A 22278-nucleotide genomic window follows, 5' to 3' on the forward strand; every position below is an offset into this window, starting at 1 on the left:
AGGAGAAAGAGTATGAGCGAAGAACGCCTGGGCATTCTGGGCGGCATGGGCCCCCAGGCCACCCAGATCTTTTACCAGCGCATCCTGGACATGACCGACGCGGCCAAGGACCAGGAGCATGTCCCCACCCTGATCTTCAGCGATACCCAGATGCCTGACCGCACCGCCGCCATCCTGGGCGGGGACGCGGAGGGCTGCTACCGCCGGCTCCTCTCCGGCGCGCGGCTGCTGGAGCGGGGAGGCTGCACCGTGCTGGGTATCCCCTGCAATACCTCCCACTACTTTGCCGACCGGCTCCAGTCCGACTTAAAGACGCTGAAGCTGGTCCACATGGTGCGGGAGACCGCCGCTGTCATGGCGGAGAGCGGCTGCCGCCGGGTGGGCATCCTGGCCACCGACGGCACCGTGCGCACCGGGGTGTACCAGCGGGAGTGCGAGGCGCTGGGCATGGAGTGCCCTCCCCTGCCGCCGGAGATGCAGAAGCTGGTCATGTCCATCATTTACGATGAAATCAAGCGGGGGGAAAAGGGCTCCCGGGAGAAATTTGCCGAGCTGGACCGGTGCCTGCGCCGGGACCTGGGCTGCGACGGGGCCATCCTGGGCTGCACCGAGCTGAGCGTCTACCGGGCCTACCACGGCCTGCCCGGCTACTACCTGGACGCCATGGACGTGCTGGCCCAGCGGTGTATCACTGCCTGCGGTTATCCACTCCGGATGGTGTAAATGTGGAAAAACGCCCGCCGTTCCATTGGGAACGGCGGGTGTTCTGCGTAACAGGGAAAGGGCTCTATTCCTCATCCTCCGGGCCGAAGAGACAATGCAGCTCCGCGCCCAGGAAAAACACCAAGAGCACCAATGCTCCCTGGTAGTCCCAGCCGCTGAGGAGCCCTGCGGTCACAAAGGCCGCCAGCCCCACGAATACCGCCAAAGCCACCCGCTTCCAGCCCTTCCACTTCTCCAGCCGGGCAAAGTCATAGAAGAGAACGGCGCTGATAAAGCACACGCCCCCGCACAGCAGGTACATTTTCCCGCCGTCCATCAGCTCGCCCCGCATGGGGAATGGGGCGCAGATCAGGAAAAAGAGCGCGATCAGTACCCAGGCAAAGGCCCACAGCGTCTTCCAGGCGCCTTTCATAGCAGTTCACCTCACGAATGGATGGTTATTGTTTGCCTGCGGCAGCATAGAATCTGTCTGTACCAATTTTACCATAGGATATACAAAAATAAAAGCAATCTGCGGTTGCACCGGCGCAATTATGGGTTACGCCGGTGTCACATTTGGTTTACATCGCGGTTGCATCCGGTTGCGCCCTCTGATGTTCTGTTAAATTTTGTATATTCCGGCGGCTTGCTCTGTGCCGCGAGAATAAAAATACCGCCCCCTCCGCGTCTGCGGAGGGGGCGGCGGTCATTTTAAGTTATTCCTCGTCGTTCTGGAAGATCAGACGGTAGGTCCCGCCGCCCCCGGCGGCGTAGACCGCGTCCAGATCCTCGTCAGCCATGGTCTGCGGGTCAAAGTCCAGGGTGAACTTCACGCAGGTGCCGCAGGAGGCGGACAGGGCCCGGGGTACCGGCATCATGGCCGGAGCATCCCCCGCCGCTTTCAGCCGCCGCTGGAAGCTCATGGCCCCCAGGTGGGTATGGAAGGTGGCGATCTGGTCCATCTTACTTCTCGATGAGGATCTCAAAGTCCTCGCCCACGGCCTTGTGGCTCACCTTGTAGCCGGCGTTGGAGGCGAAGCGGGTAATGTTCTGCACGGGAGTCATGCTGTCCACCATCACCTTCAGGGGCACGCCGCCCTTCAGGGCGTTCTTGGTCATCAGGACAGGCTCGGGGCAGGAATAGCCTCTGGCGTCGATCTCATTCATAGTATGTACTCCCTTCCCTTATTTCTTCTTGTTCAGGTTGGCGGCGCCGATGACGGCCACCACGATCAGGCCGATGATCACGGCGATCTGGCCGTTGGCGGTGGGGCCCTTGCCGGAGGAGGCCAGGCCGAAGTTGTGGCAGAAGGCGGCGCTGGTCACCATGCCCAGCACGGCCACGGAGGAGTCGCTGTTGCCGCTGCCGGAGAGGATGAGCTGACGCAGGGGGCAACCGCCCAGCAGGACGGAGGCAAAGCCCACCAGTACCATGCCCATCAGGTTCCACACGCCGTCATTGTAGGCCACGGGCTGGTCGGTAAAGGAGAAGTTGACGGGGTTGCCCAGGATCAGGTTGCCCACCAGCGCGGCCACGAAGATGGCCACAAAGCCCATGAGCAGATGGAAATCCCGGAACATGATGGCATCGCGGATGCCGCCCACCATGCACAGGCGGGTCTTCTGAGCCAGAGCACCCACGATGAGGCCGGCGGCCAGGGCGATCACGATGGGAGCGTGCTTGGAGCCGGGGGCCTCCTCAGAGAAGAAGATAAAGGCGGGAGCGGCCACCAGCAGCACCAGCAGGGCCACAGTGATGGCGGGCATCAGGAAGCCCTCTACCTTGGGCTGGGGAGTGGACTTCTTCAGGGAGAAGCCGGCCTTCAGGAACAGGGTGCCCACAAAGATACCGATGACAAAGCCCACCAGGCCCATCAGGGCGTTCAGGTCGCCGCCGCCCAGGCGGAGGACCATGCGCAGGGGACAGCCCAGGAACATCAGCGCGCCCACCATGACGCAGAAGCCCAGCACAAAGCGGGCCATGGGGGACGAGCCGCCCCGGACATTGAACTCTTTGCTCACCATGGCCATGACCATGGCGCCCAGGACCAGGCCGATGATCTCAGGACGGATGTACTGTACCACGGCGGCCCGGTGCAGACCCAGGGCACCGGCAATGTCCCGCAGGAAGCAGGCGATACAGAAGCCCATGTTGCCGGGGTTGCCCAGCTTGGTCAGGATGGCCGCGATCAGGCCCACCGCCAGGCCGGCCACGATGATCGGGCCATGCTCTTTCAGTTTCGTCATAAAAATACCTCCTTATCCTCATACGCGCCACACAACGCATATTCTAAAAGCATTATAGACCATATGGGAAGGGAATGGAAATTGATAGAATCAATAATATAAAATATAATAAATAGACAAAAACAATAAATAAAATACTTTAAAATAAAAATCTATCGATAAACAATATCTTTATTTCAAATAAACTATTTCATTTTCAAGGGTAAAGGTGTATACTGATACCATACCCTCGAATGGCTGTGGCCCCAAAAGCGGCGCGGGCCCCGGCGTCTGCCGGGACCCGCGTCAAATCATGTTCTGTCAGCGCCCGGGGCGGACCCGGACCATGTGTTCGCCTCTGGGGACCACCGCTCCGATGGCTGCTCCAGGCACCCCCAGATCGTGGAGCCGGTGGAGCAGCTCTTCCGCACGGGCCTCAGGCACAGTGATGAGCAGTCCTCCGGCGGTCTGCGGATCGTAGAGGATGTCAGACCGCTCCAGGGGAATACCGCTCTCCACCACCACATCCTCGGCCAGGTAGCCCATGTTGTTGTAGGCCCCTCCGGGGATGATGCCGTCCCTGGCCAGTTCCAGCGCCTTGGGTACGATGGGGACCTGGTCGGCCCAGAGCTCAATGGTGTGGCCGCAGCCCTTGGCCATCTCCTGGACATGCCCCAGAAGGCCGAAGCCGGTGATATCGGTACAGGCGGTGGGATGGACGGGGAGCATGGCTTCCTGCCCTTTTTTGTTCAGGGTGGTCATGATGTCCAGCATCTCCCTGTATTCCCCGTCAGAGAGGAGCCCCGCCTTGGCGGCGGTGGAGAGGACGCCGGTGCCCAGGGGCTTGGTGATGACCAGAATATCGCCCTCCCGGGCGCCGTCGTTGGTGAGGATCTCCTCCGGACGGGCGAAGCCCATGACGCACAGGCCGTACTTGGGCTCCTTATCCTCAATGCTGTGGCCGCCCACGATGACGGCCCCGGCCTCCATCACCTTGTCGTATCCGCCGGCCAGGATGCCCTGCACCGCGTCCAGGGGCAGGCAGCTGGGGAAGGTGAGCAGGTTCATGGCGATTTTGGGCGTGCCGCCCATGGCCCATACGTCGCTGAGGGCGTTGGTGGCGGCCACCTGTCCGAACTGGAAGGGGTCGTCCACGATGGGCGGGAAAAAATCCACCGTGGCGATCATGGCGGTGTCGTCATTGACGCGGTACACGGCGGCGTCGTCGCTGGAGTCAAAGCCCACCATCAGGTTGGGATCATAGATGCGGGGCAGGTCGGCCAGCAGTTTTCCTAGGACACCCGGTCCTATCTTGGCCCCTCACCCGCCGGCCGACGTCATCTCGGTGAGCTTGTATTTTTTCGGTTCAGAGGACATGTTCCGCACCTTCTTTTATCATTTATTCCGGTAATTTTTAAAACGGTGCTTTTATTTTAGACCAAAGATAAGAAAATAGCAACAGGGAGAGGAACGAACATATGCAGCTCAAACAACTGGAGGTCTTTGTACAGGTGGCCCGGCTGAAAAGCTTTTCAAAAGCGGCCGACGCCCTCTATCTGACCCAGCCCACCATCAGTGCCCACATCAGCGCGCTGGAGGCCGAGCTGGGCACCAAGCTGGTCATCCGCTCCACCAAGGAGATCCAGCTCACATCCACCGGCAGCGTGCTCTTTGGCTATGCTACCCAGATCCTGGGCCTGTGTGAGCGGGCGGAGCAGGACGTAAAAACAGCCTCGTCCGACATTCAGGGGGCGCTGTCGGTGGCAGCGTCCACGGTGCCCTCCCAGTATCTGCTGCCCCGCATCCTGCCCCACCTGCGCAAGCGCTATCCCAAGGTCTTTTTCCAGATCTACCAGGGGGACAGCAGCCAGGTGGCCCAGCGCATCTTTGAGAATGGGGCCGAGCTGGGCATCGTGGGATCCCCGGTCCAGAAGGCGGGCTGCGTCTGTACCCCCTTCTTCTCCGAACGCATGGTCATCGTCACCCCCAATACTCGGGAATACCGGGAGCTGGGGGGCAGTATGACGGGCCAGGTGCTGCGCTCCAGCCCCTTCCTGGTGCGGGAGGCGGGCTCCGGCACCCGCAAGCGGAGCGAGGAATTCCTGCGGGGCATCGGTATCGATCCCCGGGAGCTGGTGCTGGCCGCCCAGTTCCAGAGCACCGAGAGCATCCTCCAGGGTGTGAAGAACGGCCTGGGCATCTCCATCGTCTCCGGCCTGGCGGCCACCGACTATGTCCGTATGGGGGCCATCCTGCCCTTTGACTATGACAGCCCTCTGCTGGACCGGCAGTTCTACCTGATCCACCACCGGAACCGGCCCCACTCCCCTGCCGCCGCCATGCTTTTGAAGGAACTGCCCCGCTTCTTCCAGGGAGAGATCATGGCGGGGGGCGACAACGAGCCTGTATAAAAGCTCCGTATACCCGGATAGAAAGGCCCTGAGGCGCGGCGCGTCTCAGGGCCTTGTCTGTTCATACTAGTTCTTGATAAAAAGCTTTAAAGCTTTTATAGCGCCGTAGGTGCGTCAAGAACTGCATAAGACGGCGCAGCGTGCGTTAGCACGGTGCAAGTGTGCGCAGCACACGGGATTCTTGATTAAATTTTTTAATCAAGAATCAGTATCAGAGGGACAAAAAGCCCGGAGGCCTGTAAAAGACCCCCGGGCTTGTCCAATACGCAGGTAAAAAATCAGTTGAAGTACATGTCGATGCCGGTCTCGCCGATGTCGTACTCGTTGGGGATGTCGATCTTGCCGGCCTTGATGTCCTCGATGGTCTGCTCCACGGCGGAGACGGCGTCCTCAGGCAGGGTGGCCTTCAGGTCCTCGTTCCACTGGAAGGAGATGATGCCGTCCTTCATGCCAAGGAACATGATGTCGCCGGTGGCCTCGCCGCTGACGATGGCGTCGAAGGCGGCCACATAGGCGCCGGGGGCGTCCACCATCATGTTGCCCAGGACCTTGTCAGGAGCGCCGGAGATGTAGTCGCCGAACACGCCGAAGGAGTACACGCCGTCAGCCTCGGACACGGCCTTGACCGCGCCGTTGTTGCCCTCGTCCGCGTTGGGGAAGAACACGTCGGCGCCGCTCTGGATCTGGTTCTTCAGCGTCTCATAGGACTCGTTGGAGTTGGAGGCGCTGAGCACGGCGAACTTGATGGTGGCGTCGGGGTTCACGCTCTTGGCGCCTACGGAGTAGCCCACACTGGGCTTGGTAAAGGAGGGATAGTCGCCGCTGACAATAGTGCCCAGAGTGCCGCTCTCGGAGAGCTTGGCAGCCAGCACGCCGCAGACATAACCGCCCTCTTCGGTGCTCATGCACATGGGGAACTGGTTGTCGCCGGTGACGGCGCCGCCGTTGGTAATGAACCAGGTGTCGGGATAGTCCTGAGCCACTTCGCGGAAGTACTCGGCAAACTGGCCGCCCTGACCGAATACGGCGGTGTAGCCCTCGGCGGCCATGTTTTCGGCCTCGGCCCGGGCGTCCTCGGCGGTGGTGACGGAGTCGATGATGCTGATCTGGCAGCCGTACTTGGCCTCAATGGCCCGCACGCCGTCGGCGCCCTGCTGGCAGTAGCCGCCGTCAGTGGGGGAGCCGGGGAGCAGCACGCCAACCTTCATGCTGGAATAGTCGGTCTCGCCGCCGGCAGGAGAAGAAGCGGCAGGAGCGGGGGTGGCATTGGAGCCGCTGCCGCCGCAGGCGGAGACGCCCAGGAGCAGAGCGCCGGCCAGGAGCAGGGGAAGCAGTTTCTTCATGGTACAGATTCCTCCAAAAAATATTTATGAAAACGCGGGCCGGTAAAGGGCACCGTTTTCATACCATGGGATCAGATGGGCTCGTTGGGGTCCAGCTCATACTCGTTGGGCACGTCGATCTTGCCGGACTTGATATCCTCAATGGCCTGCTCGGCGGCGGAGACGACCGCCTCAGGCAGAGTGTCCTTCAGGTGCTCGTTCCAGGTGAAGCCCACGCAGCCGGTAGCCATGGTCTGCATCATGATCTCGGTGGGGATATTACCGCTGAGAACGGCCTCCACTGCCTGGATGTAGCCCACGGAGTAATCGCACACCATGTTGGCGATGACCTTGTCGGGAGAGGTCTCGCTGAAGTCGCCCAGGCAGCCCAGCACATAGACGCCCTCGCTGTCCTCAGCGGCCTTGATGGCGCCCAGCTGGCCCTCGTTGCAGTTGCCGAACACGAAGTCGGCGCCCTGCTGGATCTGGTTCATGGTGGTCTCATAGCACTCGTTGGCATTGGTGGAGCTGAGGACCGCGCCCAGGGCCTTGATATCGGGGTTGACGCTGCGGGCGCCCAGCTTCATGGCGTTGGTGTACTTCACATAGGAGGGGAAGTCGCCGCCCAGGGTATAGCTGATGGTGCCGGTCTTGTTCAGCATGGCAGCCACGATGCCCAGTACATAGCAGCTCTCCTCGGCGCAGACACACACCGGGAACTGGTTGGCGGTGACCACCTCGCCGCCCAGGGTGATGAAGCAGGTGTCAGGATAATCGCCGCTGATCTCGGCCATGGGAGAGGTGCACTGGGCGCCGTGGCCGAAGACGATGCGGTAGCCGTCGGCAGCCATGTTCTCGGATTCGGACTTGATCTCCTCCGCGGTGACAGCCTCAACCACGTCCACCTGGTAGCCCAGCTGCTGCAGAGCCTTGCCGGCCTCGGCGCCCTGCTGGCAGAAGCCGCCGTCGGTGGGGGAGCCGGGGATCAGGATGCCGATGCGGACGGAAGAGGGATCCGCGGTTTCCGCCGGGGCCTGGGACTGAGCCGGGGCGGAGGCGGCGGGCGCCTGGGAGGGAGCGGGAGTCGCGGTGGAGCCGGATCCGCCGCCGCAGGCCGACAGACCCAGGAGCATGGAGCCGGCCAGGAGCAGAGAGAGCAGTTTTTTCATGGGAATAACCTCCTTAAACGCGGATATCCGCGCTGAAATACAAAAGGGGTCCTGCAGGAGGACACACGACGGGCTGTATATGGAAAAAAGTGAGATATTGTGGGGAAAAGTAAGTTAATTCTGGGTATATTACACATTATAAGAGTGACTGACCGGAATGTCAATTGAAATGACAAGTTTTCAGGGACAAACACGAAACGGAGGCGGACATGATTTCATGTCCGCCTCCGCAAGCTGCATGTAGTTATGTAGTACGGAAAGGAAAGCTTAGAAGAAGCTCTCAGCGCCGACCTCGCCGATCTCATACTCGTTGGGGATGTCGATCTTGCCGGCCTTGATGTCCTCGATGGCCTGCTCGGCAGCGGAGACGACCTCCGCGGGCAGGGTGGCCTTCAGGTCCTCGTTCCACTGGAAGGAGACGATGCCGTCGCCCATGCCCAGGAACATGACGTCACCGGTGGCCTCGCCGGCCATGATGGCGTCAAACACGGCCACATAGGCGCCGGGGGCGTCGACCATGCTGTTGCCGATGACCTGGTTGGGAGCGCCGGAGATGTAGTCGCCGAACACGCCGAAGGCGTAAACGCCGTCGCTCTCGGAGACGGCCTTGATGGCGCCGGAGGTGCCCTCATTGGCGTTGGGGAAGATGAAGTCAGCGCCGCTCTGGATCTGGTTCAGGGCGGTCTCATAAGCCTCGTTGGTGTTGGTGGCGCTCAGAACAGTGTTCTTGACCACAATCTTGTCGTTGACGCTCTTGGCGCCCAGGGCAAAGCCGACGCCGGGCTTGGTAAAGGAGGGCCAATCGCCGCCGGGGATGATGCCGATGGTGTTGGTCTTGGTCATCATGCCGGCGATGACGCCGCAGACGTAGCCGCCCTCTTCAGTGCTCATGCACATGGGGAACTGGTTGGCAGCGGTGACGGAGCCGCCGTTGGTGACAAACCAGGTGTCGGGATAATCCTGGGCCACTTCCTTGAAGTACTCGGCGAACTCGCCGCCCTGGCCAAAGACCACCTTATAGCCCTCGGCGGCCATATTCTCGGCCTCGGCGCGGGCAGCGTCGGCGGTGGTAATGGAGTCGATGATGGCAACCTGGCTGTCATCCAGGTTATACTTGGCCTGGATGGCGCGGACGCCGTCGGCGCCCTGCTGGCAGTAGCCGCCGTCGGTGGGGGGGCCGGAGAGCATGACGCCGATCTTGATATCGGCATAGTCATCGCCCGCGGGAGCCTGGGACTCCACGGGAGCCTTGGAGCCGGCGGGCGCGGGAGTGGAGCTGGAGCCGCCGCCGCAGGCGGTGACGCTCAAAAGCATAGCGCCGGCCAGGAACAAGGGAATCAGCTTTTTCATAGGGTTATCCTCCTTTTTTCTTGTTGGCACGCGGCCAAACGGTTACGGTATGCCCGGGACAGGGTCTGTCACAGACCCGCCGGACGGGGAACTATGCCTCCTGTTCGCGGACCGGAGTCCGCCGGCGCAGGCTTGGGCAGCCTTTATCGTCCTTCGGCATATGGACGTAAAGTGGAGCAGATCCCAAGGTCATACCGTGGTGCAGGGGTCTGCCGGCCCGATGGAAAGGATAGGCAAAGCAGGAGCCGGCAGCGGTCAGAACGCACAAAATACTATATATCATCATAATACTTTGTGGTTAACTTGCCCCTATATTAAAATAATTTGACCAAAAAGTCAAGATGTTTATCGTAAAATAAACCAAGGAAAAGTCCCGAAACGGGATATTTATCGTGCAAAATGACGTTAACTAAACCGATTGGTTTTTTAAAAAAGTAATAAAATTGAACTGATTGATAGAAAAATAGATAAAATTAAACCAAAAAAGTACCGCAAAAAAATGATCTTCCTGTGCGGGCGGCGGTGGAAAGAGATGAAAATAACGGAAAGAGGATGGACAAAAAATCCTCCGGACGGGATGTCCGGAGGATTTGATTTACTTCTTTTTGCGGCTGTACGGGGTGTTTTCCAGGGGAAGCGTGGTGCGGAACTGTCCGTCCCACTTGTAATAGGCGCCCTGTACGGCGGGCGGGGTGGGGATGGAGGTGATCTCGCCGATGCCCACTGCGCCATAGCCCAGCGGGTCTGGGTTGGCCTCCACGATGATGGCTTCCACCGGAGGCGTCTTGTTGGCGCGGAACAGCCCCAGGGTGCCGAACTTGGCGGTGGGCCGGCCCTCCGACAGCGGGAAGTCCTCGGTAAGGGCGAAGCCCAGACTCATGACCACGCCGCCCTCGATCTGCCCCTCCACACTGAGGGGATTGATGGCCCGGCCCACGTCGTGGGCGGCCACCACCTTTTCGATGGTGCCGTCCTCATTCAGGCAGACCACCTGGGTGGCGTAGCCGTAGGCCACGTGGGACACGGGGTTGGGCTTGTCGGCCCCCATCCTGTCGGTGGCGGCCAGATATTCGCCGTAAAATTCCCGGCCGTTCAGGTCGGAGAGGGACTTGCCCGCGTCCAGTTCCTTTTTCAGCTCCAGGCAGGCACGGCGGCAGGCCTCGCCGGTGATAAGGGTCTGGCGGGAGCCGGAGGTGGTGCCGGCGTCGGGCGCGATATTGGTCTCGGCCTGGGGATAGACCACCGCCTCCTGGGGTAGATGCAGGGTCTCGCAGGCGATCTGGGTCAGGACAGTGCCCAGACCCTGGCCGATGCAGGACGCGCCCGCCCGCAGCCAGATGCGGCCCTCCTCCACCGTGATGCGGCAGCGGCCCCAGTCGGGCAGGCCCACGCCCACGCCGGCGTTCTTCAGCGCGCAGGCGATGCCGGCACGGGGATGGCTCTCATAGACCTCCTTCACGGCCTCCAGCGTCTCCACCAGGGCGGTGCCCGGGAAGGCGATCTGGCCGTTGGGAAGCACCTGGCCCGGCCGGATGGCGTTGCGGTAGCGGATCTCCCAGGGGGAGATGCCCACCATCTCGGCCAGCAGGTTCAGGTTGCACTCGGTGGCAAAGCAGCTCTGGGTCACGCCGAAGCCCCGGAAGGCGCCGGCGGGGGGATTATTGGTGTAGACGGCGGTGCCGTCGATGTCGATGATCTGATAGTTATAGGGGCCGGCGGCATGGGTGCACAGGCGCTGGAGCACCGGGCCGCCCAGGCTGGCATAGGCGCCGGTATCGGTGACCACCACCGCCTTCATGGCGGTGAGGTAGCCGTTCTCGTCGCAGCCGGTGGTAAACTCCATCCAGGCGGCGTGGCGCTTGGGGTGGATGAGGATGCTCTCGTCCCGGGTGAGCTTGACCTTGACGGGACAGTGGGTGTGGTAAGCCAGCAGCAGGGCGTGGTGCTGGACGCTCACATCCTCCTTTCCACCGAAGCCGCCGCCCACCAGGGCGTTGACCACGTGGATCTTTTCGGGGGCCCATCCCATCATCAGTGCGCACTCGTGCTGGGTGTCGTAGGTGCCCTGGTCGCTGGTGTAGATCAGGGCCTCCTGGTTCTCGTCGTCCACCATGGCCACGGCGCACTCCGGCTCCAGGAACGCGTGCTCAGTGGGAGGGGTATAGTAGGTCCGGGTGACCACGTGGGCCGAGGCGGCCAGCGCCTCGTCGGCGTTGCCGCGGACCAGGTGCTCGTGGGCCAGGATATTGGAGGAGCTGCTCTCATGGACCAGGGGCGCGCCTTCTTTCAGGGCCTCATGGGGGTCAAACACCGGGGGAAGCACCTCGTACTCCACGCGGATCAGGGCCTTGGCCTGCTCCACCTGCTCCATGGTCTCGGCGGCCACCAGGGCCACGGCGTCCCCCAGATAGTGGGTGATGTGCCCCACCGGGACCAGGGCGTCCCAGTCCTGCTTCAGGTGTCCTACTTTAAAAGAACCGGGAATGTCCGCGGCGGTGAGGACCGCCCTGACACCGGGCACCGCCTTGGCGGCGCTGGTGTCGATGGAGAGCACCCGGGCTCTGGGATACCGGGCACGCAGGGCCGAACCCACCAGCATGCCCTCGATCTGAATGTCGTCGGCGTACTGCCCGTAGCCCAGGACCTTCTCGGGCACGTCCACCCGGTGGGCCCGCTGGCCCACGCCGGTGATGGCGGGGGGCGTCAGATTCCTGCGGTCCTCCCGCAGGATGCGGGCCGCCAGTGCGATGGCGTCGATGATCTTCTTGTAGCCGGTACAGCGGCAGATGTTGTTGCGGATGGCAAAAGCGATCTCATCCCGGGTGGGATCGGGATTCTGGTCGATGAGAGCCTTGCCGCACAGGACCATACCGGGAATGCAGAAGCCGCACTGGACGGCGCCCGCCTCGCCGAAGGCGTAGACGAATACTTCCCGCTCCCGCTCCGTCAGGCCCTCTACGGTAATAATTTGTTTTCCCTCAAATTTGGATACCTTCTGGACGCAGGCTTTGATGGGTTTGCCGTCCACCAGAATGGTGCATGCACCGCAGGCACCCTGGTCGCAGCCGTCCTTGACCGAGGTGAGCCCCAGGTCATGGCGCAGAAAGTCCAGCAGCTTCTTGTCCTCCTGAATGGAGACAGCGGCTCCGTTGACGTTCAGATCGAACATGAGGTTTGCCTCCTTAAAAAATGGCATTGGGGGAGTCTCCGAAGGGTCTGCGGCCTCCGCCCGCGTTTTTGGTGTGCTGTCGCAGGCTCCGCTTCTCTTGCACGAAGAAGTGCGAAAAAAAGAAGTTTTGCCTTCCATTTATAGCTTAACACTAATTATTTTGGAAAGCAATAGGAGGAGCATCGGCGGAATACACAAAAATCAAAAAGAGTTTTAGTAAAAATAAAAAATTTTTAGATTGCCACTTGACTTATGAGTTTATAATTGCTATTATGAAGGCAGAAAGCGGAAGAAATTCCGTGAGGGATCTCTAAATTTTTACGGAGGCGAAAGAAGTAAAATGGAGATGGAACAGATCAAATGGGTACCCAACCGGATGCCCAAAAGCGACGACAAGTGGCTGGAGATCATGTCGCTGGAAAACGTGGCCAAGGCCCGCGCATTCCACAGCAGCTTTCCCCAGTACCAGTGGACGCCGCTGGCCAACCTGAGCCGTATGGCCAAGTACCTGGGCCTGAGCGGCCTGTATGTGAAAGATGAGTCCCACCGCTTTGGACTCAACGCTTTCAAGGTGCTGGGCGGCTCCTTTGCCATGGCACGCTACATTGCCCAGCAGATGGGCAAGGACGTGTCTGAGATGACCTACGACTACCTGACCAGCGAGCGGCTGCGCCGTGAGTTCGGCCAGGCCACCTTCTTCACCGCCACGGACGGCAACCACGGCCGCGGCGTGGCATGGGCGGCCAACCGTCTGGGGCAGAAAGCGGTCGTACATATGCCCAAGGGCAGCTCCATGGCCCGCTACAACAACATCGCCAAGGAGGGCGCCAAGGTCACCATCGAGGACGTGAATTACGACGACTGCGTCCGCATGGCTGCCGCTGAGGCAGAGGAGTGCGAGAACGGCGTCATCGTGCAGGATACCGCCTGGGAGGGCTATGAGGACATCCCCTCCTGGATCATGCAGGGCTACGGCACCCTGGCCTCTGAGACCGCTGACCAGCTCCGTGAGATTGGTGTGAACCGTCCCACCCATATCTTCGTCCAGGCCGGCGTGGGCTCCCTGGCCGGCGCTATCCAGGGCTTCTTCCAGAACCTGTTCCCCAATGATCCCCCCAAGGTGGTGGTCATGGAGACCTCGGCTGCCGACTGTCTGTACCGCGGCGCGCTGGTGGGCGACGGCAACCCCCGTATCGTCACCGGCGATCTGAAGACCATCATGGCCGGCCTGGCCTGCGGTGAGCCCAACATCATCGGCTGGGACATCCTGCGCAACCACACCAGCGTCTTTACCTCCTGCCCCGACTGGGTCTCCGCCAAGGGCATGCGCATGCTGGGCGTCCCCTGCGAGGGAGATCCGGTGGTCATCTCCGGCGAGTCCGGCGCTGTGGGTATGGGTTGCCTGGACGCCATCATGAACAACCCCGCTTACAGCGATCTGAAGGAGTATCTGGGCCTCAACCGCTTCAGCCACGTGCTGCTGATCTCCACCGAGGGCAACACCGATCCTCAGAAGTTCCGCCGCATCATCTGGGACGGCGAGTACCCCACCACCAACACGCCTATGGCTGAGTACGAAGGTTATCGGATGAGCAAGTAAGGAAATTTCCGGGCATATCCACAGGAACCGAACATGTTCTCAGCACGACGGCGGCCCCGCGGCCGCGGGGCCGCCGTCTGTTACCCCTGGTACTTACATAAAAAGTCATATATGTAATTTGGAGGAATAGAATTATGAACTTTGAACAGATCAAAGCTGCCGCCGAGGGCTATCGGGCGGACATGAGCCGGTTCCTGCGGGACATGATCTCCCATCCCAGCGAGAGCTGTGAGGAGAAGGACGTGGTCATGTGCATCAAGGCCGAGATGGAGAAGCTGGGCTATGACAAAGTGGAGATCGATGGCCTGGGCAATATCATCGGCTGGATGGGCGAGGGCGACAAGATCATCGCCATCGACTCCCACATCGACACCGTGGGCATCGGCAACATCAACAACTGGACCGCCGACCCCTATAAGGGCTGGGAGGACGACGCCATCATCTACGGCCGGGGCGGCTCTGACCAGGAGGGCGGCATGGCCTCCGCCGTGTACGGCACCAAGATCATGAAGGATATGGGCCTGATCCCCGCCGGCTACAAGATCATGGTGGTGGGTTCCGTGCAGGAGGAGGACTGCGACGGCATGTGCTGGCAGTACATCGTCAACAAGTTCTTCCCCCAGAACGGCATTAAGAAGGAGCAGGTGGAATTCGTCATCTCCACCGAGCCCACCGACGGCGGCATCTACCGCGGCCACCGGGGCCGTATGGAGATCCGGGTGGACGTGAAGGGCGTCTCCTGCCACGGCAGCGCCCCCGAGCGGGGCGACAACGCCATCTACAAGATGGCGGACATCCTTCAGGACGTCCGTGCCCTCAACGAGAACCCCGCCGACGACAGCGTGGAAGTCAAGGGCCTGGTCAAGATGCTGGATCCCAAGTACAATCCCGAGCACTGGGAGGATGCCCGCTTCCTGGGCCGGGGTACCTGCACCACCTCTCAGATCTTCTACACCTCTCCCTCCCGCTGCGCCGTGGCCGACTCCTGCGCCATCTCCATCGACCGCCGCATGACCGCCGGCGAGACCTGGGATTCCTGCCTGAAGGAGATCGAGGAGCTACCCAGCGTGAAGAAGTACGGCAGCGACGTGAAGGTCTCTATGTATATGTATGACCGTCCCGCCTGGACCGGCGAGGTCTATGAGACCGAGTGCTTCTTCCCCACCTGGATCAACAAGGAGTCTGCCGCCCACGTCCAGGCCCTGATCGATGCTCACCACGGCCTCTTCGGCGACGAGCGCCAGGGCCACGCCGACGCCGAAGAGTACCGCGACGCCATGCACCTGCGGGCGGGCCGTCCCCTCACCGACAAGTGGACCTTCTCCACCAACGGCGTGTCCATCCAGGGCCGGTACGGCATCCCCTGCGTGGGCTTCGGCCCCGGCGCCGAGAGCTGGGCCCATGCCCCCAATGAGATCACCTGGAAGGACGATCTGGTCCGCTGTGCCGCCCTGTACGCCGCCGTTCCCGGCCTGTACAGGGAGGAGAACAAGACCACTGACGTGACCCAGTTCCGCCAGAGCCTGACCAACAACGATATTAAGTAAGAACTCCTCCGTCCTTGGCAAGATACCCGTTCTGTTCCTGCCCTTACGGCCCGGCCGGGCCGATTCGCCTCCGCCCGGCCGGGAAAAAGATATTGCAAAATTGAATAAAAAAGGGGATAATATATTTATGGACGCTAAGCTGCAGGCCTATATCGACAAGCTCAATCAGCTCAACTTCAAGGAGATGTACGAGGGCGATTTCTTCCTGACCTGGGACAAGTCCGACGATGAGATCGAGGCCGTGTTCACCGTGGCCGATGCCCTGCGCTACATGCGGGAGAACAATATCTCCACCAAGATTTTTGAGTCCGGTCTTGGCATCTCCCTGTTCCGCGACAACTCCACCCGTACCCGCTTCTCCTTCGCCTCCGCCTGCAACCTGCTGGGCCTGGAGGTCCAGGACCTGGACGAGGGCAAGAGCCAGGTGGCCCACGGCGAGACCGTCCGCGAGACCGCCAACATGATCTCCTTCATGGCCGACGTCATCGGCATCCGGGACGATATGTACATCGGCAAGGGCCACACCTACCAGAAGGAAGTGGTGGACGCCGTGACCCAGGGCCACAAGGACGGCGTGCTGGAGCAGAAGCCCACCCTGGTCAACCTCCAGTGCGACATTGACCACCCCACCCAGGCCATGGCCGATATGCTCCATATCATCCATGAGTTCGGCGGCGTGGAGAACCTGAAGGGCAAGAAGCTGGCCATGACCTGGGCCTACTCCCCCTCCTACGGCAAGCCCCTCAGCGTGCCCCAGGGCGTGGTGGGCCTGATGACCCGCTTCGGCATGGATGTGGTGCTGGCCCATCCCGAGGGCTATGAGATCATGCCCGAGGTGGAAGAAGTGGCCAAGGCCAACGCCGAGAAGTCCGGCGGCAGCTTCACCAAGGTCAACTCCATGGCTGAGGCCTTCAAGGACGCCGACATTGTCTATCCCAAGAGCTGGGCTCCCTTCGCCGCCATGGAGGAGCGCACCGACCTGTACGGCAAGGGCGACAGCGAGGGCATCAAGGCCCTGGAGAAGCGCCTGCTGGCCCAGAACGCCGAGCACAAGGACTGGTGCTGCACCGAGGAGCTGATGGCCACCACCAAGGAGGGCAAGGCCCTGTACCTGCACTGCCTGCCCGCCGATATCAACGACGTCTCCTGCAAGGACGGCGAGGTGGCTGCCAGCGTGTTTGACCGCTACCGCGATCCCCTGTACAAGGAAGCCTCCTACAAGCCCTATATCATCGCCGCCATGATCTTCCTGGCCAAGGTAAAGGATCCCCAGGCCACCCTGAAGGCCCTGGAGGAGCGGGGCATGGCCCGCTGGTTCCAGAAGTAAGCGGCACTCCGGACAAGATCCCTCCCGGAGCATTCACAGGTTAGCAAGGCGCGACCGGTTTCGCCTCCGGCCCTCACGTCTGCTATAAAACGGCCTGCCCGGCAGTGGTTTGCTGCTGCCGGGCAGGCCGCTTTCACTCCGCGTTTTTCCCTGTAAGGCGGGAAAGCGGAAAGTCATCATATTTTTGTCTGAAATACCATTTGACATATGCGGTAACAGGCATTATGATAGCTATATAAAATTTATACTGCGTATTTTAATAATACGGAAAACGAGGTGCGACGAAAAATGGGTAAAAGAATCGTGATCGCTCTGGGCGGCAACGCTCTGGGCAACAATCTCCCCGAGCAGATGGTGGCTGTGCAGCAGACCTCCAAGGCCATCGCCGACCTGATCGAAGAGGGCCACGAGGTCATCATCGCTCACGGCAACGGTCCCCAGGTGGGCATGATCCAGAACGCCATGACCGAGCTGACCCGCTCCAACCCTGAGAAGTACATCCCTTGCCCTCTGTCCGTGTGCGTGGCCATGAGCCAGGGTTACATCGGATACGATCTGCAGAACGCCCTGCGCGAGGAGCTGCTCAACCGCGGCATCGACAAGCCCTGCGCCACCGTTCTGACCCAGGTCATCGTGGACAAGAATGATCCCGCCTTCCAGAACCCCACCAAGCCCATCGGCGCCTTCATGAGCAAGGAAGAGGCTGAGAAGCTGGCTGCCGAGCGGGGCTATGTGGTGAAGGAGGACGCCGGCCGCGGCTATCGCCGTGTGGTGGCCTCTCCCAAGCCCCAGTCCATTGCCGAGATCGACACCGTCCGCGCCCTGGTGGAGGCCGGCCATGTGGTCATCGCCTGCGGCGGCGGCGGCATCCCTGTCTTTAAGACCGAGGGCAACCGCCTGGACGGCGCCGCCGCTGTGGTGGACAAGGACTTCGCTTCCTGTGTCCTGGCCCAGCAGCTGGACGCCGACTGCCTGATCATCCTCACCGCCGTGGAGAAGGTTGCCATCCACTTCGGCAAGCCCGACGTGAAGTGGCTGGACGAGCTGACCCCTGCCGAGGCCCAGAAGTACATCGCCGACGGCGAGTTCGCTCCCGGCTCCATGCTGCCCAAGGTCCAGGCCGCCCTGCAGTTCGCCGAGTCCAAGGCCGGCCGCACCTCTCTGATCACCCTGCTGGAGAAGGCCAAGGACGGCGTCGCCGGTAAGACCGGCACCAGCATCCACGCTTAAGCGCGGCGCATTCTTTCATTCTTGATCTGGACCGGGGCCGTTGATGCAAAAGGGCGGCCCCGGAAAAGATAAACGCAAGTCTCTTAAGTCCCTATCTCTCTGCGAATACTTTATTCTTTGGAATGGAGGTACGAATCCTATGAACAAGACCATCACTGCCGCCGGCGCTCCCGCCGCTTCCGGCCCCTACTGCCACGCCAAGCTGGCTGGCAATATGCTCTTCATCTCCGGCCAGCTGGGTGTTGACCCCGCTACCGGCGCTATGGGCAAGGACGTGTCCGAGCAGGCCACCCTGGCCCTGAAGAACCTGGGCGTCATCCTGAAGGCCGCCGATATGGATTACACCGACGTGGTCAAGACCACCGTGTTCCTGGCGGACATCAACGATTTCGCCACCATCAACGCCATCTACGCCGACGTGTTCAACACTGAGGCTCCCGCCCGCTCCTGCTTCCAGGTCGCCAACCTGCCCAAGGCCGCCCTCTTCGAGATCGAGGCCATTGCCGTCAAGGGTTAAGCGCCAGAGCAAATGCATGCCCAGCTCCCCCTCCGGGATCCGGAGGGGGAGCTTTTATGTTTTGCAGATTTGATGCTGTTCCCCGGGATCCGCTGTGTGGGCTCCGGCCTGCCGGTGATCATGGGCGCTGACTTTAGCTGATGAGCAAGACCATTACCCTTCCCAAGATCCTGGGGCCCAGATCATTGAGGATGCGGCGAAGGTATAATATATAAAAGGCGTACAGTTTCGTCATTATTATATAGATTATAACGATATGCCCTCCGAGCCTCAAACGGGACTCGGAGGGCTATTTTATATATTTTATACAAAAATGAGAGTGATATTTTTACAAAAAAGAAATGATTTTGGTTGAAAGTTTTTGTTTAATGTGTTATAGTGATATAGTCATATAAAGTCTATGAAAAAATGCAACTAAAATATTACGGAATATCCAAAATATAATTTAGCAATATAACTAATTACAGATATATATATACAGCAAAATTAATATTTACTGGACAATCGTCCGATTTCCCTGCCGGAAAACGGCACGTGGTATGCTGAAAAGCAAAAAACAGCGAAAGGAGCTGCTGCTGAGACCCAGGACGCCTGACGAGACGAGGAAAAAAGGAGGAGAGGCTGAGACCCCCCACGCCCCTGTACACATGAAAAACCCGGGCGCGGTGCCACCGCGCTTTCTATAAAAATTAATGAGGTGTGTTGTAATATGTCTAAACTTGCCAAGAAGGCGTCCGTATTTGATTTGAACGGAATCCCTCCCCTGGGCCAGGCGATTCCCCTTGGTTTTCAGCATGTGGTCGTGGCGATCGTCAGTACTGTGTCCCCCGCTCTCATCGTGGCGGGCAGCGCCAATTTTGGCCGTCCCGTCGAGGACCAGATCCTGCTGGTCCAGATGTCTCTTGTAATGACTGCTGTGGCCATCCTGCTGCAGCTCTTTCCCATCGTCCGGGGCTTCGGCTCCGGCCTGCCCGTGATCATGGGCATCAGCTTCATCCTGCCCACCCTGATGATCGCCCGTTTTGACTTTGCCACCATGATGGGCGCGCAGATCGTAGGCGGCATCGCGGGTATGATTTTCGCCGTATTCCTCAAGCCCATCCGCAAGCTCTTCCCACCGCTGGTCACCGGCACGGTAGTCATGACCATCGGTATGTCCATGTACCCCATTGCCATCCGCAACATGGCCGGCGGCTACACCGACACCTTCTCTACCTGGAAGCCCTGGGTGGTGGCCCTCTTCACCCTGCTCATCGTCATCATCTGTGACAACTGGGGCAAGGGCCTGGTCAAGCTGGGCGCCGTCCTGTGGGGCATGATCTGCGGCTACATCCTGGCTGTTGTCATGGGTCTGGTGGACTTCTCCAACATCGGCACCGCCGGCTGGTTTGCCATCGCTCCTCCCATGCATTTTGGCATCAAGTTTGACGCCACCGCCTGCATTTCCATGGCCATCCTCTTTGTGGCCAACTCCCTGCAGACCATTGGCGACCTGAGCTCGCTGACCATGGGCGGTTTTGACCGCATGCCCAGCGACCGGGAGCTTCAGGGCGGCATCATGGCCCAGAGCGCCGGCGCTGTGGTGGGAGCCCTCTTCGGCTGCATGCCCACCTGTTCCTACTCCGAGTGCGTGGGCATCGTCACCGTGACCAAGGTGGTCAACAAGGTGGTCTTTGCCATTGCCGCCATTGCCCTGCTGGCCTGCGGCGTGGTGCCCAAGTTCGCTGCCATCCTCACCACCATCCCCGAGTGCGTGCTGGGCGGCGCCATTGTGTCCGTGTTCGCCGTCATCACCATGACCGGCGTGCGGATGGTCACCGGCGCGGGCAAGTTTACCATGCGCAAGAGCACCATCGTGGGCCTGTCTGTGGCCGTCAGTATCGGCATCACCCAGGTGGCCGGCTGTCTGGACGGCCTGCCCGCCGTAATCGAGACCGTGTTCGGCTCCTTTGCTCCCGTGGCCGCCGCCCTTATCGCCATCCCCCTGAACCTGCTGCTGCCCAAGAGCGAGGAAGATCTGGAGGACGAGCGGCAGCAGGCCGCCCAAAAGGCGGCTCAGGAGGCCGCGCTCCAGGGTTCCAAAGAATAAAGAACGACCGTCCGGCGCCGCTGTGCGCTGCCGGGGCCGAGGCCGCGCTGTCCAATTGTGGACAGCGCGGCTTTTTATGCGTAAAAGCTCCGGATAACCAGGCGTACAAGGGGAAACAGTGGGTAAATTAAACAAAATCCAAGCATTTTTTTTGGACGCGAAAGGACAAGGCCATGCTTGCAACGGGGGCGCGAATGGGGTATAGTAATACTGTAATAAAAAATAATTATTGCTAAAAAAATTTTGTGAGGTGCGTGGACATGAGGAACCCTTCCCCCGGCGCGCGGACATCCGTTTTTGAATATGAGGGCATCCCTCCGTTAGGGCAGTTGATCCCCCTGGGGCTGCAGCATGTGGTGGCGGCCATCGTGGGCATCGTGACCCCCGCCATTCTGGTAGGCAATGTGTGCGGGCTCAGTGCCGGCGACCAGACCCTGCTCATCCAGATCTCCCTTATTGCCACGGCCCTGGCCACCCTGCTCCAGCTTTTCCCCCTCTTCGGGCGCATCGGTGCCCGGCTGCCTGTGATCATGGGCATCAGCTTTGCCTATGTGCCCACCCTGATCTCCATCGGCGGACAGTTCGGCCTCCCGGCCATTCTGGGCGCTGAGCTGGTGGGCGGCCTGGTGGCCATTGTGTTCGGCATCTTTGTCAAGCAGATCCGGGTGTTCTTCCCGCCTCTGGTCACCGGCACGGTCATCTTTACCATCGGACTCTCCCTCTACTCCACCGCCGTGCGCTACATGGCCAGCGGCTCCAATCCGGCGGACCCCGCCCAGTTCGGCAGCCTGAAAAACTGGACTGTGGCCCTGATCACATTTGCCGTGGTCATTTTCTTCAACCACTTCACCAGCGGCACCCTGAAGCTGGGCGCCATTCTTATCGGTATGGTGGTGGGCTATCTGGTGGCCCTGCCCATGGGCATGGTTTCCTTCGACTCGGTGGGGGACGCGGGCTGGTTCCAGCTCATTCGGCCCCTGCACTTTTCCATCGCCTTTGAGCCCAGCGCCTGCGTCTCCCTGGCTATCGTCTATGTGGTCAACGCAGTGCAGACCATCGGCGACCTGAGTTCCACCACCCTGGGCGGCATGGACCGCCTGCCCACCGACCGGGAACTCCAGGGCGGCATCATCGGTCAGGGCGTGGCCAGCGTGGTGGGGTCCCTCTTCGGCGGACTGCCCACCGCGTCCTACAGCCAGAATGTTGGCATCGTCACCGTCAACAAGGTCATCAACCGGGCGGTCTTCACCCTGGCGGCCCTGATCCTGCTGGCGGCGGGCCTGGTACCCAAATTCGCCTCGGTCCTTACCACCATCCCCCAGAGCGTCATCGGCGGCGCCACGATCTCGGTGTTTGCCATGATCACCATGACCGGTATGCGGATGATCACCGCGGATGGCTTTACCATGCGCAGCAGCGTGGTGGTGGGCCTGTCAGTGGCGGTGGGGATCGGTGTGGTGCAGGTCACCGGCTCCCTGGCCGGCCCCGGCTTCCCCGGATGGGTGACCACCGTGTTCGGCAGCTCCTCCGTAGTGCTGGCCACGCTGTTGGCGATTACCCTGAACCTGCTGCTGCCCAAGGACAAGGAAGAAGAAAAAGAGGACGCCAAACAGGCATAG

Annotated in this window: 18 protein-coding genes; 9 read left to right on the top strand and 9 right to left on the bottom strand. The window is 60.6% G+C overall.

Going from position 1 to position 22278, the window contains the following annotated elements; genetic code table 11:
* The first annotated feature begins 12 nt into the window (after nucleotides 1-12).
* Entirely contained in the window at nucleotides 13-723 is a 711-nt protein-coding gene (locus ACTNBZ_RS03275; RefSeq protein WP_441208232.1) for an aspartate/glutamate racemase family protein, read from the top strand.
* Nucleotides 724-787: 64 nt separating this feature from the next.
* Here the strand turns inward: ACTNBZ_RS03275 and ACTNBZ_RS03280 are convergent, their stop codons facing one another.
* The 5 genes from ACTNBZ_RS03280 to selD form a co-directional block, all read right to left on the bottom strand.
* Entirely contained in the window at nucleotides 788-1135 is a 348-nt protein-coding gene (locus ACTNBZ_RS03280) for a hypothetical protein (protein WP_441208233.1), read from the bottom strand.
* Nucleotides 1136-1418: 283 nt separating this feature from the next.
* Entirely contained in the window at nucleotides 1419-1664 is a 246-nt protein-coding gene (locus ACTNBZ_RS03285) for a DUF3343 domain-containing protein (protein WP_441208235.1), read from the bottom strand.
* 1 nt (nucleotide 1665) lies between these two features.
* Nucleotides 1666-1869, bottom strand: coding sequence for a sulfurtransferase TusA family protein (locus tag ACTNBZ_RS03290; protein ID WP_441208236.1), 204 nt, complete (start codon nucleotides 1867-1869; stop codon nucleotides 1666-1668).
* 18 nt (nucleotides 1870-1887) lie between these two features.
* Nucleotides 1888-2949 (bottom strand): YedE family putative selenium transporter, encoded by a 1062-nt coding sequence (yedE, locus tag ACTNBZ_RS03295; RefSeq protein ID WP_441208238.1) that lies wholly within the window; start codon nucleotides 2947-2949, stop codon nucleotides 1888-1890.
* A gap of 300 nt (nucleotides 2950-3249) precedes the next feature.
* A complete protein-coding gene (gene selD, locus ACTNBZ_RS03300; protein ID WP_441208240.1) occupies nucleotides 3250-4305 on the bottom strand; it encodes a selenide, water dikinase SelD in 1056 nt (351 codons plus the stop codon).
* A 101-nt stretch (nucleotides 4306-4406) separates the two neighbouring features.
* Here selD and ACTNBZ_RS03305 point away from each other — a divergent pair, with 101 nt between their 5' ends.
* Entirely contained in the window at nucleotides 4407-5339 is a 933-nt protein-coding gene (locus ACTNBZ_RS03305) for a selenium metabolism-associated LysR family transcriptional regulator (RefSeq protein WP_441208242.1), read from the top strand.
* Between the two features lie 278 nt (nucleotides 5340-5617).
* Here the strand turns inward: ACTNBZ_RS03305 and ACTNBZ_RS03310 are convergent, their stop codons facing one another.
* From ACTNBZ_RS03310 to xdh, 4 genes are all read right to left on the bottom strand, one after another.
* Nucleotides 5618-6682, bottom strand: a complete 1065-nt coding sequence (locus ACTNBZ_RS03310; RefSeq protein ID WP_441208244.1) for a BMP family lipoprotein — start codon at nucleotides 6680-6682, stop codon at nucleotides 5618-5620.
* A 71-nt stretch (nucleotides 6683-6753) separates the two neighbouring features.
* Nucleotides 6754-7830: a BMP family ABC transporter substrate-binding protein gene (locus ACTNBZ_RS03315; protein WP_441208245.1), complete on the bottom strand. Its 1077-nt coding sequence runs from the start codon at nucleotides 7828-7830 to the stop codon at nucleotides 6754-6756.
* 267 nt (nucleotides 7831-8097) lie between these two features.
* On the bottom strand, nucleotides 8098-9180 hold the full coding sequence (locus tag ACTNBZ_RS03320) for a BMP family lipoprotein (RefSeq protein ID WP_441208246.1): 1083 nt from the start codon (nucleotides 9178-9180) through the stop codon (nucleotides 8098-8100).
* A 595-nt stretch (nucleotides 9181-9775) separates the two neighbouring features.
* Nucleotides 9776-12349: a selenium-dependent xanthine dehydrogenase gene (gene xdh, locus ACTNBZ_RS03325; protein WP_441208248.1), complete on the bottom strand. Its 2574-nt coding sequence runs from the start codon at nucleotides 12347-12349 to the stop codon at nucleotides 9776-9778.
* A 346-nt stretch (nucleotides 12350-12695) separates the two neighbouring features.
* Here xdh and dpaL point away from each other — a divergent pair, with 346 nt between their 5' ends.
* From dpaL to ACTNBZ_RS03360, 7 genes are all read left to right on the top strand, one after another.
* Nucleotides 12696-13949, top strand: a complete 1254-nt coding sequence (gene dpaL / locus ACTNBZ_RS03330; RefSeq protein WP_441208250.1) for a diaminopropionate ammonia-lyase — start codon at nucleotides 12696-12698, stop codon at nucleotides 13947-13949.
* A gap of 134 nt (nucleotides 13950-14083) precedes the next feature.
* Entirely contained in the window at nucleotides 14084-15496 is a 1413-nt protein-coding gene (locus ACTNBZ_RS03335) for a YgeY family selenium metabolism-linked hydrolase (protein WP_441208251.1), read from the top strand.
* 127 nt (nucleotides 15497-15623) lie between these two features.
* Nucleotides 15624-16823 (top strand): knotted carbamoyltransferase YgeW, encoded by a 1200-nt coding sequence (gene ygeW, locus ACTNBZ_RS03340; protein ID WP_441208253.1) that lies wholly within the window; start codon nucleotides 15624-15626, stop codon nucleotides 16821-16823.
* A 288-nt stretch (nucleotides 16824-17111) separates the two neighbouring features.
* On the top strand, nucleotides 17112-18053 hold the full coding sequence (gene arcC / locus ACTNBZ_RS03345) for a carbamate kinase (RefSeq protein ID WP_441208254.1): 942 nt from the start codon (nucleotides 17112-17114) through the stop codon (nucleotides 18051-18053).
* Between the two features lie 139 nt (nucleotides 18054-18192).
* The gene (locus ACTNBZ_RS03350) at nucleotides 18193-18570 is read left to right on the top strand and encodes a Rid family detoxifying hydrolase (RefSeq protein WP_441208256.1); all 378 of its coding nucleotides are present in this window, start codon (nucleotides 18193-18195) and stop codon (nucleotides 18568-18570) included.
* 745 nt (nucleotides 18571-19315) lie between these two features.
* A complete protein-coding gene (locus ACTNBZ_RS03355) occupies nucleotides 19316-20659 on the top strand; it encodes a uracil-xanthine permease family protein (RefSeq protein WP_441208258.1) in 1344 nt (447 codons plus the stop codon).
* 260 nt (nucleotides 20660-20919) lie between these two features.
* Entirely contained in the window at nucleotides 20920-22278 is a 1359-nt protein-coding gene (locus ACTNBZ_RS03360) for a uracil-xanthine permease family protein (RefSeq protein ID WP_441208260.1), read from the top strand.

Source organism: Pseudoflavonifractor sp. HCP28S3_F10 (assembly GCF_052065415.1).
In the GTDB taxonomy this organism is placed as follows: Bacteria; Bacillota; Clostridia; order Oscillospirales; family Oscillospiraceae; genus Pseudoflavonifractor_A.

Bases quoted from the DNA above. Each gene is read 5' to 3' on its own strand.
- ACTNBZ_RS03315 (WP_441208245.1), bottom strand. From the start codon at position 7,830: ATGAAAAAACTGCTCTCTCTGCTCCTGGCCGGCTCCATGCTCCTGGGT.
- ygeW (WP_441208253.1), top strand. From the start codon at position 15,624: ATGGACGCTAAGCTGCAGGCCTATATCGACAAGCTCAATCAGCTCAAC.
- ACTNBZ_RS03305 (WP_441208242.1), top strand. From the start codon at position 4,407: ATGCAGCTCAAACAACTGGAGGTCTTTGTACAGGTGGCCCGGCTGAAA.
- xdh (WP_441208248.1), bottom strand. From the start codon at position 12,349: ATGTTCGATCTGAACGTCAACGGAGCCGCTGTCTCCATTCAGGAGGAC.
- ACTNBZ_RS03310 (WP_441208244.1), bottom strand. From the start codon at position 6,682: ATGAAGAAACTGCTTCCCCTGCTCCTGGCCGGCGCTCTGCTCCTGGGC.
- ACTNBZ_RS03285 (WP_441208235.1), bottom strand. From the start codon at position 1,664: ATGGACCAGATCGCCACCTTCCATACCCACCTGGGGGCCATGAGCTTC.
- ACTNBZ_RS03335 (WP_441208251.1), top strand. From the start codon at position 14,084: ATGAACTTTGAACAGATCAAAGCTGCCGCCGAGGGCTATCGGGCGGAC.
- ACTNBZ_RS03275 (WP_441208232.1), top strand. From the start codon at position 13: ATGAGCGAAGAACGCCTGGGCATTCTGGGCGGCATGGGCCCCCAGGCC.
- ACTNBZ_RS03280 (WP_441208233.1), bottom strand. From the start codon at position 1,135: ATGAAAGGCGCCTGGAAGACGCTGTGGGCCTTTGCCTGGGTACTGATC.
- ACTNBZ_RS03350 (WP_441208256.1), top strand. From the start codon at position 18,193: ATGAACAAGACCATCACTGCCGCCGGCGCTCCCGCCGCTTCCGGCCCC.
- arcC (WP_441208254.1), top strand. From the start codon at position 17,112: ATGGGTAAAAGAATCGTGATCGCTCTGGGCGGCAACGCTCTGGGCAAC.
- dpaL (WP_441208250.1), top strand. From the start codon at position 12,696: ATGGAACAGATCAAATGGGTACCCAACCGGATGCCCAAAAGCGACGAC.
- yedE (WP_441208238.1), bottom strand. From the start codon at position 2,949: ATGACGAAACTGAAAGAGCATGGCCCGATCATCGTGGCCGGCCTGGCG.
- ACTNBZ_RS03320 (WP_441208246.1), bottom strand. From the start codon at position 9,180: ATGAAAAAGCTGATTCCCTTGTTCCTGGCCGGCGCTATGCTTTTGAGC.
- ACTNBZ_RS03360 (WP_441208260.1), top strand. From the start codon at position 20,920: ATGAGGAACCCTTCCCCCGGCGCGCGGACATCCGTTTTTGAATATGAG.
- ACTNBZ_RS03290 (WP_441208236.1), bottom strand. From the start codon at position 1,869: ATGAATGAGATCGACGCCAGAGGCTATTCCTGCCCCGAGCCTGTCCTG.